Genomic DNA, 12,523 nt, shown 5'->3' on the forward strand with positions numbered 1-12,523 from the left:
GCCGGAAAGGTCGGCGTACACCATGCATGTCACGCATCTGTCGCTGGCCGACTTCCGCTCGTACGCCCGGGTCGAGGTGCCTCTCGACCCGGGCGTCACCGCGTTCGTGGGGGCCAACGGCCAGGGCAAGACGAACCTGGTCGAGGCCGTCGGCTATCTCGCGACGCTCGGCAGTCACCGGGTCTCCTCCGACGCGCCACTGGTGCGCATGGGCGCGGAGCGGGCCGTCATCAGGGCCGCCGTCACCCAGGGCGAGCGCTCGCAGCTGGTTGAGCTGGAGCTGAACCCAGGCAAGGCCAATCGGGCCCGGATCAACAGGTCGTCGCAGGTCAGGCCGCGTGACGTGCTGGGCATCGTGCGCACGGTGCTGTTCGCGCCGGAGGACCTCGCGCTGGTGAAGGGTGATCCGGGCGAGCGCCGCCGGTTCCTGGACGAGCTGGTCACGGCCCGTTCGCCGCGGATGGCCGGGGTGCGTTCGGACTACGAGCGGGTGCTCAAACAGCGGAACACGCTGCTGAAGTCGGCGGCGATGGCGCGCAGACACGGCGGCCGGTCGATGGACCTGTCGACGCTCGACGTGTGGGACCAGCACCTGGGCCGGGTGGGTGCCGAGCTGCTGGCGCAGCGGCTGGACCTGATCGCGACGATGCAGCCGCTCACCGACAAGGCGTACGCGGACGTGGCGCCCGGTGGCGGCCCCGTGACGCTCGAGTACCGCAGTTCGGTGGGTGCGGAGGTGGATCCCGCCCGTACGCGCGAGGAGCTGTACGCGCAGCTGATCGCGGCCCTCGCCGAGGTGCGCAAGCAGGAGATCGAGCGCGGAGTGACGCTGGTCGGTCCGCACCGGGACGATCTGGTGCTGGGGCTGCGGTCCATGCCCGCCAAGGGTTACGCGAGCCACGGGGAGTCGTGGTCGTACGCGCTGGCCCTGCGGCTGGCCTCGTACGATCTGCTGCGTTCCGAGGGCAACGAACCCGTCCTGGTCCTGGACGACGTCTTCGCCGAGCTGGACGCGCGCCGCCGTGAGCGGTTGGCGGAGCTGGTGGCCCCGGGCGAACAGGTCCTGGTGACGGCCGCGGTCGACGACGACGTGCCGGGGGTGCTCGCGGGCACGCGTTACGCGGTGTCCGCCGGCGAGGTGGAACGGCTGTGAGCAGCGGCACAGAGGGCACAGGACCGGAGGGGCCGCGCGAGCCCTCCTCCGCGGAGGCGAAGGCGCCGGAACCCTCGGGGGTGGACCTGGCGCGGGTGGCGCTGCGTGCGGCGAAGGAGCAGGCGCGGGCGCGTGGTGATGCCGCCCAGCAGAAGAAGCAGGCCAGAAGGGGCGGCGGGCTGCGGTCCGGGGCACGGGCGGACGGCCGGGATCCGCTGCCGCTCGGTGCGGCGATCAACCGTCTGATCACCGAACGGGGCTGGGAGGCGCCGGCGGCGGTGGGCGGTGTGATGGGCCGCTGGCCGCAGATCGTAGGTGATGATCTGGCCAATCATTGTGTGCCGTTGCGTTACGACGACGATCCCGCGGAGCGGGTGCTGACGGTGCAGTGCGATTCGACGGCGTGGGCGACGCAGCTGCGGCTGCTGGCGCCTCAGCTGGTGGCCCGGCTCAACGCGGACCTGGGGCACGGCACCGTGCGGATGATCAAGGTGATGGGGCCGGGCGGCCCCCAGCGCAGATTCGGTCCGCTGCGTGCTCCGGGCAGTAAGGGCCCGGGCGACACCTACGGCTGACCTGGCCTTTTACCGTTTTCCGGGGGTGGTGTCCCGGCCCTGTCCAGGAGGGCGGCGGCCGGGTGGACCCCGGTTGTTCCCGAGGCGTCGGACCCCTTGTCGTACGGCTGCGCGGCCGTGGAAACCGCATGGTGCCGAGGGGACGTCCCTCACGGTAGCGGGAGGTTGACAGGCCGAAGCGCTCAACGCCCGTGTGAGCCTCTTGAGGCCCCTTCCCGAATATGGGGAGTCGTCAGGCGCTCATTCAGGGCGGCACATGCGGACTCAGGTACCGGCAAACCCCCATTCGGGTCGGCGCTACCGGTAGACTGGTGGACAATCCCGCGTCCTTGCGGGATTCGTCGATACAAGCCGAACGACGCAGCCGCTCCCGCCTGCCCGGAGAACGGCCTGTGCTGTGCCAGAAAGGGCGCTTCGTGGCCGATTCCGGCAACCCCAACGAGAACATCCCGTCCACCCCCGGTGAGAGCGTCGTCGCTGTCGCCTCGAACGAGGTGACAGCCTCGTACGACGCCAGCGCGATCACCGTCCTGGAGGGCCTGGACGCGGTCCGCAAGCGGCCTGGCATGTACATCGGCTCGACCGGTGAGCGAGGACTGCACCACCTGGTGCAGGAGGTCGTCGACAACTCGGTCGACGAGGCGATGGCCGGGCACGCGGACACCATCGACGTCACGATCCTCGCCGACGGCGGGGTGCGCGTGGTCGACAACGGCCGCGGTATCCCGGTCGGCATCGTGCCGTCCGAAGGCAAGCCGGCCGTCGAGGTCGTGCTCACCGTCCTGCACGCGGGCGGAAAGTTCGGCGGCGGCGGTTACGCCGTCTCCGGTGGTCTGCACGGCGTCGGTGTGTCCGTCGTCAACGCTCTGTCCACCCGGGTCTCCGTCGAGGTCAAGACGGACGGCTACCGCTGGACCCAGGACTACAAGCTCGGTGTCCCGACGGCCCCGCTGGCCCGTAACGAGGCCACCGACGAGACGGGCACGTCCGTCACCTTCTGGGCCGACGGCGACATCTTCGAGACGACCGAGTACTCCTTCGAGACCCTCTCGCGCCGCTTCCAGGAGATGGCCTTCCTCAACAAGGGCCTCACCCTCAAGCTCACCGACGAGCGGGAGTCGGCGAAGGCGACGGCCGGCGCGGACAGCGTCGAGGCGGTCGACGTTCCCGAGGAGGAGCCGAACCGGACGGTCACGTACCACTACGAAAACGGCATCGTCGATTTCGTGAAGTACCTGAACTCCCGCAAGGGCGATGTCATCCACCAGTCGGTGATCGACATCGAGGCCGAGGACAAGGACCGTCTCCTCTCCGCCGAGATCGCCATGCAGTGGAACACGCAGTACAGCGAGGGTGTCTACTCCTTCGCCAACGCGATCCACACGCACGAGGGCGGTACGCACGAGGAGGGCTTCCGTGCGGCGCTGACCTCGCTGGTGAACCGGTACGCGCGCGACAAGAAGCTGCTGCGCGAGAAGGACGACAACCTCACCGGTGAGGACGTCCGCGAGGGTCTGACGGCGATCATCTCGGTGAAGCTGGGCGAGCCGCAGTTCGAGGGCCAGACGAAGACCAAGCTGGGCAACACGGAGGCCAAGACCTTCGTGCAGAAGGTCGTCCACGAGCAGCTCACGGACTGGTTCGACCGGAACCCCAACGAGGCCGCCGACATCATCCGCAAGGGCATCGCCGCCTCGACCGCCCGCGTGGCGGCCCGCAAGGCGCGTGACCTGACCCGGCGCAAGGGGCTCCTGGAGAGCGCCTCGCTGCCGGGCAAGCTCAGCGACTGCCAGTCCAACGACCCGACGAAGTGCGAGATCTTCATCGTCGAGGGTGACTCCGCCGGCGGTTCGGCGAAGTCCGGCCGTAACCCGATGTACCAGGCCATCCTGCCGATCCGCGGCAAGATCCTGAACGTCGAGAAGGCCCGGATCGACAAGATCCTTCAGAACACCGAGGTCCAGGCGCTGATCTCGGCCTTCGGCACCGGGGTCCACGAGGACTTCGACATCGAGAAGCTCCGCTATCACAAGATCATTCTGATGGCGGACGCCGACGTCGACGGCCAGCACATCAACACCCTGCTGCTCACGTTCCTCTTCCGCTTCATGCGACCGCTGGTCGAGGCCGGGCACGTCTACCTCTCGCGCCCGCCGCTCTACAAGATCAAGTGGGGCCGGGACGACTTCGAGTACGCGTACTCGGACCGCGAGCGCGACGCCCTCGTGGCACTCGGCAAGCAGAACGGCAAGCGGATCAAGGAAGACTCGATCCAGCGCTTCAAGGGCCTCGGCGAGATGAACGCCGAGGAGCTGCGCGTCACCACGATGGACGTCGACCACCGTGTCCTCGGCCAGGTCACGCTCGACGACGCGGCGCAGGCCGACGACCTGTTCTCGGTGCTGATGGGTGAGGACGTCGAGGCGCGGCGCTCGTTCATCCAGCGCAACGCCAAGGACGTCCGCTTCCTCGACATCTGAGTCGGCCGTACAAGGAGGAGGGTCCGGCGACCCTCCAAGCCGCAGCGCGAAAGGACTTTGACCAGCAATGGCCGACGAGAACACCCCCGCCCCCGTGACGCCCGAAGAGGTCCCGCCCGTAGAGGGCGTGGGCATGCGTGTCGAGCCCGTCGGGCTCGAGACGGAGATGCAGCGCTCCTATCTCGACTACGCGATGTCCGTCATCGTGTCGCGTGCGCTGCCCGATGTGCGGGACGGCCTGAAGCCCGTCCACCGCCGGGTCCTGTACGCGATGTACGACGGCGGTTACCGGCCCGAGAAGGGCTTCTACAAGTGCGCCCGCGTCGTCGGTGACGTCATGGGTACCTACCACCCGCACGGCGACTCCTCGATCTACGACGCCCTGGTCCGCCTGGCGCAGCACTGGTCGATGCGCATGCCGCTGGTGGACTCCAACGGCAACTTCGGTTCCCCGGGCAACGACCCGGCCGCCGCCATGCGGTACACCGAGTGCAAGATGATGCCGCTGTCCATGGAGATGGTCCGGGACATCGACGAGGAGACCGTCGACTTCCAGGACAACTACGACGGCCGCAACCAGGAGCCGACGGTCCTGCCGGCGCGCTTCCCGAACCTGCTGGTCAACGGTTCCGCGGGCATCGCGGTCGGTATGGCGACCAACATCCCGCCGCACAACCTGCGCGAGGTCGCCTCGGGTGCGCAGTGGTACCTGGAGCACCCGGAGGCCTCGCAGGAGGAGCTCCTGGACGCCCTGATCGAGCGGATCAAGGGACCGGACTTCCCGACCGGTGCCCTCGTCGTGGGCCGCAAGGGCATCGAGGAGGCGTACCGCACCGGCCGTGGCTCGATCACGATGCGCGCGGTCGTGGCGGTCGAGGAGATCCAGAACCGCCAGTGCCTGGTGGTCACGGAGCTCCCGTACCAGACCAACCCCGACAACCTCGCGCAGAAGATCGCCGACCTGGTCAAGGACGGCAAGGTCGGCGGCATCGCCGACGTCCGTGACGAGACCTCGTCGCGTACGGGCCAGCGCCTGGTCGTCGTGCTCAAGCGGGACGCGGTCGCCAAGGTCGTACTGAACAACCTGTACAAGCACACCGATCTGCAGACCAACTTCGGCGCCAACATGCTGGCGCTGGTGGACGGGGTGCCGCGCACCCTGTCGATCGACGCGTTCATCCGCCACTGGGTGACGCACCAGATCGAGGTCATCGTCCGGCGTACGAAATTCCGGCTGCGCAAGGCCGAGGAGCGGGCGCACATCCTGCGCGGCCTGCTCAAGGCCCTGGACGCGATCGACGAGGTCATCGCCCTCATCCGGCGCAGCAACACCGTGGAGATCGCGCGGGAGGGCCTGATGGGCCTCCTGGAGATCGACGAGATCCAGGCGAACGCGATCCTGGAGATGCAGCTGCGCCGGCTGGCCGCGCTGGAGCACCAGAAGATCACCGCCGAGCACGACGAGCTCCAGGCGAAGATCAACGAGTACAACGCGATCCTGGTGTCGCCCGAGCGGCAGCGGCAGATCGTCAGCGAGGAGCTGGCGGCGATCGTCGACAAGTTCGGCGACGACCGACGCTCCAAGCTGGTGCCCTTCGACGGTGACATGTCCATCGAGGACCTGATCGCCGAGGAGGACATCGTCGTCACGATCTCCCGCGGCGGCTACGTGAAGCGCACCAAGACGGACGACTACCGCTCGCAGAAGCGCGGCGGCAAGGGCGTGCGCGGCACGAAGCTCAGGGAAGACGACATCGTCGACCACTTCTTCGTGTCGACGACGCACCACTGGCTGCTGTTCTTCACCAACAAGGGCCGCGTCTACCGGGCGAAGGCGTACGAGCTGCCGGACGCCGGCCGCGACGCCCGCGGTCAGCACGTCGCCAACCTGCTGGCCTTCCAGCCGGACGAGCAGATCGCGCAGATCCTGGCGATCCGCGACTACGACGCCGCCCCGTACCTGATCCTGGCCACGAAGGGCGGTCTCGTGAAGAAGACCGCGCTGAAGGACTACGACTCCCCGCGTGCCGGTGGTGTCATCGCCATCAACCTGCGTGAGACACCGGACGGCTCGGACGACGAGCTGATCGGCGCGGAACTGGTGTCGTCCGATGACGATCTGCTGCTCATCAGCAAGAAGGCCCAGTCGATCAGGTTCACCGCGACGGACGACGCGCTGCGCCCGATGGGCCGCGCCACTTCGGGTGTCAAGGGAATGAGTTTCCGCGAGGGAGACGAACTTCTCTCGATGAATGTCGTCAGGCCCGGTACTTTCGTGTTCACTGCCACTGACGGCGGGTACGCGAAGCGGACCCCCGTCGACGAGTACCGCGTTCAGGGTCGCGGCGGCCTGGGCATCAAGGCCGCCAAGATCGTCGAGGACCGGGGCTCACTGGTCGGTGCGCTGGTGGTCGAGGCTACGGATGAGATCCTTGCCATCACGCTCGGCGGCGGTGTGATTCGTACGCGAGTCAATGAAGTCAGGGAGACGGGCCGTGACACCATGGGCGTCCAACTGATCAATCTGGGCAAGCGCGATGCCGTTGTCGGGATCGCTCGTAACGCCGAGGCGGGTCGCGAGGCCGAAGAGGTCGACGGTCCCGTCGACTCGGACGCAGACGGCGAGCACGCCGAGGCCGGTACGGCCGACGCGGCTGCCGAAAGCACAGTCGAGGGCACGACGCCTTCGACCGGGGAGCACGAGGAGTAGAGCGTGAGTGGAGCCACGGGCGCCGGTTCGGCCGCTTCCGGAGCCGGCGCGAACGGTGCCCGTGGCCCTGCCACGGACTCCCAAGGGGGCACTGTGACGGATACCCGGGGCCCGCAGCCCCAGTACGAGGGTTACGCGGCCGGGCCGCTGCCCGGTGAGCGGGAACCCGCACCGGGTCAGGCGGGCCCGTACCACCCGCCCCAGGCCTACCCCTCGCCCCCGGGCGGGACACAGGGTGGCCAGCCGCCGCGCGGGGCACAGCAGGGCGGCATGCCGGGCGTTGGCACGGCACAGGCGTCCCGCAAACCGCGGACGGGGGCGCGGACCACACCGCGTACCCGTAAGGCGCGTCTGCGGGTGGCCAAGGCCGATCCGTGGTCGGTGATGAAGGTCAGCTTCCTGCTGTCCATCGCGCTCGGCATCTGCACGGTGGTGGCCTCGGCGGTCCTGTGGATGGTGATGGACGCGATGGGCGTCTTCTCCACCGTGGGCGGCACGATCAGTGAGGCCACCGGATCCAACGAGGGCAGCGGCTTCGATCTGCAGGCGTTCCTCTCACTGCCGCGCGTCCTCATCTTCACCTCGGTCATCGCGGTGATCGATGTGGTGCTGGCCACCGCGCTGGCGACGCTCGGCGCCTTCATCTACAACTTGTCGGCGGGCTTCGTGGGCGGTGTCGAGCTCACGCTGGCCGAGGACGAGTAGCGACGCGGGTATCGATTTTGGGACTGGCCACGACGTGCGCTAATCTTCAGAAGTCAGCGCACAGCGCGGCGGGGCTATAGCTCAGTTGGTTAGAGCGCATCCCTGATAAGGATGAGGCCACAGGTTCAAATCCTGTTAGCCCCACAGTGACAACAGAAGGCCCGGCCTCTCTTCGGAGAGACCGGGCCTTCTGCGTGTGCGGGGTCCTGGGCGTACGGGCTGGCGTTACGGGGCTGCGCGTTACGGGGCTGCGCGAACGGGGGCTGGTGCCGGCGTCCCGGCGTCCCGGTGCGGGTGCGGGTGGCGGAAGGCCCGTGAACTCCCTCCCGTCGTGCTTCTCTGCGGACCCCGCGCCCGGACGCCGCGGGCCGAACTCCGGTTGCGTGGGGCGGTGTCGGGGCTCCGGCCGCCCCTTGCGCCCGGCCGCCCTCAGCGCCCTGGCCCACCGCCTGGCCGCGCCGTCCCCAGTCCCCGGCGCCCCAGCACCCCGGCGCCCTGGCGCCCCCGGCGGTCGTCGTGGGCGCACGGGAAAGCCCCCGTCCGGTGTGAACCGGCCCGGGGGCTCTGGAGGTCAGGTGCGGGGCTCTCAGGGTGGCAGCAGGGACGCGTCCCCCGCCGGGGCTCCGTGCGAGGCGCGGGCGGTGCTGGTGGTGTTCGCGGTGTCCGTCGTGTCTGCGGACAGGTGGCGGGTGGCGGGTGAGGAGCCGTGCGCCTCGGCGCGGATGCGCTGCTTCATCGTGGGTGGCAGCGCCCGGTCACGCGGAAGGGTCCATCGGACCGACGGTGTGGTTGCGGTTGCGGCGGTCGCACCCGTGTGCTCGTGGGTCGTGGCCGCCGGCTCCGTGACCGTGGCTTCCGTGGCCGACGCCGTGGAGGCGGCGAGGCCGAGCGCGGCGAGAAGTGCGAAGAACGCGGTGATGAAGGCGGTCCAGATGTTCTTGGCCGTGTGGGTGCTCATGGCCCCTCACTTTCAGGTGGTCCGGTTTGCTTACCTTTCCGATGATGTGGATCCGGCCCGCGATTTCGTGGACCGACGCCGCCGATCCGCCGATGTTCAGATGAACACCACTCGTATGGTTCAACCGGTTCCGATCGGGCGGTCCGGGACCCTCTCCGGAGGGCCTGACACGGGTGGTCCGATCCTCCGACGATCGCTTTTCCGTAGGCCCCAGTTGGGTTGCGGGGAGGTCACCGGTCGATATCGGCCGGTGTGTATAGTCGGGCGGCAGAAGTCCCCTACGCCAACGAAAGACGAGGTCGCGCGGTGAAGAAGCTTCTCCTGGTCGCACTGGCCGCCATCGGCGGGCTCCTCGTGTACCGCCAGATCCAGGCGGATCGCGCCGAGCAGGATCTGTGGACGGAGGCGACTGACTCCGTGCCCGCAGGTTCGGGTGTGTGAGGCAGAACAGCCTGTCGCGGGCCCCGGTCGCTTCGAGCGGCCGGGGCCTCGTGCTGTTGCGGGACCGTGACACCTGTGCTCTTGAGTTCACCTACGCAAATCAATAGGTTGCTTGAGCAAAGAAGCCGGTGGGCTCGGTCGAGGGGGCACGGATGAGGGCACGCAACCACCGCCGCACGGCATGGGCGGCGACATGGACCGTCGGGGCGCTGTTCGTCCTGGTGGCGGGCGTGCTGCCGGCCGTGGCGGCGCCCGGAGCGGCTCCCGCGGCCTCGGGGGCGAGCGGCTCCGGCGGGAGCGGCAGCCTGGTGATGGTGCTCGACTCGTCCGGCTCCATGGGGGACGACGACGGCACGGGCCGGACCAGGATGGAGAGCGCCCGCACGGCCGTCGGCACGGTCGTGGACGGCCTCCCGGACGGCTATCCCACCGGCCTGCGGGTGTACGGCGCCGACCGGCCGCAGGGCTGCACGGACACCCGGCTGGTGCGCCCGGTGCAGAAGCTCGACCGGGCCGCGGTGAAGCGGGCGGTCGCTGGTGTGCGGCCCATGGGCGACACCCCCATCGGCCTGTCGCTCAGGAAGGCGGCACGTGACCTGCCGGAGCCGGCCGGTGGTGCCATCGGTACGCGAACGATCCTGCTGATCTCCGACGGCGAGGACAACTGCGGTACGCCACAGCCCTGCGAGATCGCCGAACAGCTCGGCAAGGAGGGGGTCGGCCTCCGGATCGACACCGTCGGCTTCCAGGTGAAGGGCGCGGCCCGCAAGCAGCTCGAATGCATCGCGAACGCGGGCAGCGGCCGCTACTACGACGCCCCCGACGCCAAGGCGCTGACCCGTCAGCTCCAGCGCGCCGCGCAGCTCTCCGCCGACGGATACCGCTTCCGGGGTGAGCGGGTGGCGGGCGCGGCCACGGCCGACCGCGCCCCCGTGCTCGTACCCGGGCAGTATCTGGACACCATCGGACCGGGCGAGAAGCGGTACTACGCCGTGGATCTGGACGCCGTGTCCACCGCGGACTTCGCGGCGACGGCGGTGCCGCAGCCAGGGGCGGCCATCGACACCTTCGACGCGTTGAGCACGGGGCTCGAGTACGACGACCACAGCTCCTGCGCTACGGACACCGAGCACTTCCAGCAGAAGGAGGGGGCCGCGCCGCTGACGTCGGCCCTCGCCCGTATCCGCTCGGCGGACAGCAGCCGTCGCTGCGACCGCGCGGGCCGGTACCGGCTGGTGGTGGAGCGCAGGAGCAAGCGGGGCTCCGACGCCGCGCGCTGGCCGCTGGAGCTCGTGTACGGGGTCGAGGCGCCCCTGAAGGCGGGTGTGATGCCCGCCCAGTCGCAGGCGGAGTACGGCAGGGGAGGCAAGGACGCCACGCTGCCGGCGGGCGACCCCCGGGATGTGCGGGGCGGCACCGGCTTCAACGACGCCGAGCCGATCGGCCAGGGCGTGTGGCGCGACCGGATCCTGCCGTCCCAGACCCTCTGGTACAGGGTTCCGGCCGGCTGGGGGCAGCAGGTGCGCTACGACGTGGAGTTCGCGAACGAGCCGACCGTGGAACGCCCCTCCGCCACGTACTCCTACGGGGCGACCCGGCTCTACACGCCGGCTCGCCACCCGCTCACCGGCGGCGGCGAGTTCACCTCGACGACGATGTACAACGGCCGCCCGTCGGCCCTCCGGATGGGCGGGGTCCCGGTGTCCTGGACCAACCGCTACGAGAACCGGGGCAACGTCCAGCCGGTGCACGCGGGGGGCGACTTCTACATTTCGGTGACACTGGGCGCGCACGCGGCCGAGATCGCGGAGAATCCGCAGATCGCTCTGGTGCTGCGGGTGTCGGTGCTCGGCGCCGAACGGACCGGGCCGCAGCACGGAGCCCCGGTGCGGGCCGGGTCCGGCGGTGCCACCGGTGAGCACGAGGGCGATGATGCGGACAAGAGGGACGATTCGATCGCGTCCGCAGACAGCGGTGGTGCCGGAGGGGCAGGATGGACCGGCATCGCGGCTGCTGCCGGGGCGGCCGTCATGGCAGCACTGGTCGCCGTGTTCGTATATGTACGCAACCGCCGCGGGGCAGCCGCACGGACGACGAGGGGAAGCGCGTGATGAGGCAGCGCAGCAGGGGCCGGGCGACGCTGGCCGCGGTCGCGGCGATGTGCGCGGTGGCGGCGCTGCCGGGGCAGGCGTACGGGGCCGACGGGCCCGCTGCGTACGCCTTCGACCCGCAGGCGAAGGCGGTCGACGGCGCTGTGGTCAACACCGATGCGGCGGCGCTCAACGCCGGTTCGGTCTACCGGAGTTCGATCAAGTTCGGTCAGAAGCTCTACTACCGGCTGAACCTGGAGGCGACGACGAACGCGTACGTGTCGGCCGTCGTCGTGCCCAAGGACGACGGCAAGGTCGCCTACGGGGACGGAATCGCGATCAGCATCAGGGACAAGTCCGACCTGCAGTGCAGCTCGGAGACCGCCCACTTCGAGTCCGCGGAGTATCCGCGCCCCATCGCCGCGTACGCCTACCGCAACGTGAACAAGGACAGCAGCAGCTGCCAGGGCGCCGGTGTGTACAACGTCCTGATCGAGAGGGAGAACGAGGCGACCTCCGGCCACGGTGACTGGGAGCTGGAGATCCGGTACGCGTCGGAGCCGCAGCTCGCGAAGGGCGGCTCGACACCGACCAGGGCGCCGGAGGACTGGCCGTCCGCTTCGCCGGAGCCGCCCGCCCAGGCCGCGGACAACCGCAGGCACGGCGGCAGCGGTTACTACGACGCGACGAGCCTCGACACCGGCGAGTGGAAGGACGAGGTCGCTCCCGGGCAGACCCTCTTCTACCGGGTCCCGGTGGACTGGGGGCAGCAGATCTTCGCCACCGCGGGTCTCGGCAACAGCACAGTCCCGGACGAGGACGAGTACGTCAGCGGCGCGCTCGCGATGTCCCTGGACAACCCGGCGCACGGCCACGTCGACAACGCGTCCCCCCTGTCGTACCAGGGCAAGCCGGCCTCCGTTTCCCTGGACCCGGTGCCTCCGGTGGCGTACGAGAACAGGTTCGCCTCCAGGAGCAGCACCAGTGCGACCCGTTTCGCCGGCTGGTACTACCTGTCCGTGACCCTGAGCCCGGAGGTCGCCAAGTACTACGGTTCCGAGCCGTACCCGCTGACTCTCACGGTGAACGTCAAGGGCGATGCCGGAAAGACGCCGTACGCGGGCGACGCGGGGATCTTCGGTGTCACCCAGGGCGACAAGGACATGGCGAAGAACGGTCAGAGTGCCCCGCAGGCCGCCGAGAGCAAGAGCAACAAGATGAAGCTGGTCGGCGCGGCCGGCATCGGGGCGGGCGCCGTGCTGGTACTCGGTCTGGGTGGCTGGATGCTGGTCGCCCGGCGTGCGGCTGCCGCGGCACCGGCCGGCACCGGCGGTCACCCGCCGCACGGAGGGCCGCCGCAGGCCTGGTGACCTGAAACGGCGTGGGGCCCGCACGGCGCACAACACCGTGC

The 12,523-nt window shown here is 69.5% G+C and carries 9 protein-coding genes and 1 tRNA gene; 9 read left to right on the forward strand and 1 reads right to left on the reverse strand.

Annotated elements, in window-relative coordinates; genetic code table 11:
• Nucleotides 1-22 precede the first annotated feature (22 nt).
• From recF to ACFVJX_RS27575, 6 genes are all read left to right on the forward strand, one after another.
• The gene (gene recF / locus ACFVJX_RS27550; RefSeq protein ID WP_384124688.1) at nt 23-1,153 is read left to right on the forward strand and encodes a DNA replication/repair protein RecF; all 1,131 of its coding nucleotides are present in this window, start codon (nt 23-25) and stop codon (nt 1,151-1,153) included.
• Nucleotides 1,150-1,728: a DUF721 domain-containing protein gene (locus ACFVJX_RS27555; RefSeq protein WP_384124686.1), complete on the forward strand. Its 579-nt coding sequence runs from the start codon at nt 1,150-1,152 to the stop codon at nt 1,726-1,728. The genes recF and ACFVJX_RS27555 overlap by 4 nt, the downstream gene beginning before the upstream one ends.
• Before the next feature lie 392 nt (nt 1,729-2,120).
• Nucleotides 2,121-4,208 (forward strand): DNA topoisomerase (ATP-hydrolyzing) subunit B, encoded by a 2,088-nt coding sequence (gene gyrB / locus ACFVJX_RS27560; protein WP_384124684.1) that lies wholly within the window; start codon nt 2,121-2,123, stop codon nt 4,206-4,208.
• A 67-nt stretch (nt 4,209-4,275) separates the two neighbouring features.
• On the forward strand, nt 4,276-6,918 hold the full coding sequence (gene gyrA / locus ACFVJX_RS27565; protein WP_384124683.1) for a DNA gyrase subunit A: 2,643 nt from the start codon (nt 4,276-4,278) through the stop codon (nt 6,916-6,918).
• A gap of 93 nt (nt 6,919-7,011) precedes the next feature.
• Nucleotides 7,012-7,623 (forward strand): DUF3566 domain-containing protein, encoded by a 612-nt coding sequence (locus ACFVJX_RS27570; RefSeq protein ID WP_384124681.1) that lies wholly within the window; start codon nt 7,012-7,014, stop codon nt 7,621-7,623.
• Between the two features lie 70 nt (nt 7,624-7,693).
• Nucleotides 7,694-7,767 (forward strand) — tRNA-Ile (locus ACFVJX_RS27575).
• Nucleotides 7,768-8,209: 442 nt separating this feature from the next.
• Here ACFVJX_RS27575 and ACFVJX_RS27580 read toward each other — a convergent pair.
• Nucleotides 8,210-8,581, reverse strand: a complete 372-nt coding sequence (locus ACFVJX_RS27580) for a DUF6344 domain-containing protein (RefSeq protein WP_384124679.1) — start codon at nt 8,579-8,581, stop codon at nt 8,210-8,212.
• A 306-nt stretch (nt 8,582-8,887) separates the two neighbouring features.
• Here ACFVJX_RS27580 and ACFVJX_RS27585 point away from each other — a divergent pair, with 306 nt between their 5' ends.
• The 3 genes from ACFVJX_RS27585 to ACFVJX_RS27595 all read left to right on the forward strand — a co-directional run bounded on the left by ACFVJX_RS27585 (nt 8,888) and on the right by ACFVJX_RS27595 (nt 12,482).
• On the forward strand, nt 8,888-9,022 hold the full coding sequence (locus tag ACFVJX_RS27585) for a DLW-39 family protein (RefSeq protein ID WP_003958712.1): 135 nt from the start codon (nt 8,888-8,890) through the stop codon (nt 9,020-9,022).
• A 152-nt stretch (nt 9,023-9,174) separates the two neighbouring features.
• Nucleotides 9,175-11,133, forward strand: a complete 1,959-nt coding sequence (locus ACFVJX_RS27590; RefSeq protein WP_384124677.1) for a VWA domain-containing protein — start codon at nt 9,175-9,177, stop codon at nt 11,131-11,133.
• Entirely contained in the window at nt 11,133-12,482 is a 1,350-nt protein-coding gene (locus ACFVJX_RS27595; RefSeq protein WP_384124675.1) for a hypothetical protein, read from the forward strand. The genes ACFVJX_RS27590 and ACFVJX_RS27595 overlap by 1 nt, the downstream gene beginning before the upstream one ends.
• Nucleotides 12,483-12,523: the final 41 nt, after the last annotated feature.

It is taken from the genome of Streptomyces sp. NPDC127177 (assembly GCF_042672475.1).
Taxonomy (GTDB): Bacteria; Actinomycetota; Actinomycetes; order Streptomycetales; family Streptomycetaceae; genus Streptomyces.

Excerpts from the sequence above, each read along its gene's own strand:
- ACFVJX_RS27580 (WP_384124679.1), bottom strand. The coding sequence starts at position 8,581 with ATGAGCACCCACACGGCCAAGAACATCTGGACCGCCTTCATCACCGCG.
- gyrA (WP_384124683.1), top strand. The coding sequence starts at position 4,276 with ATGGCCGACGAGAACACCCCCGCCCCCGTGACGCCCGAAGAGGTCCCG.
- recF (WP_384124688.1), top strand. The coding sequence starts at position 23 with ATGCATGTCACGCATCTGTCGCTGGCCGACTTCCGCTCGTACGCCCGG.
- ACFVJX_RS27590 (WP_384124677.1), top strand. The coding sequence starts at position 9,175 with ATGAGGGCACGCAACCACCGCCGCACGGCATGGGCGGCGACATGGACC.
- ACFVJX_RS27595 (WP_384124675.1), top strand. The coding sequence starts at position 11,133 with ATGAGGCAGCGCAGCAGGGGCCGGGCGACGCTGGCCGCGGTCGCGGCG.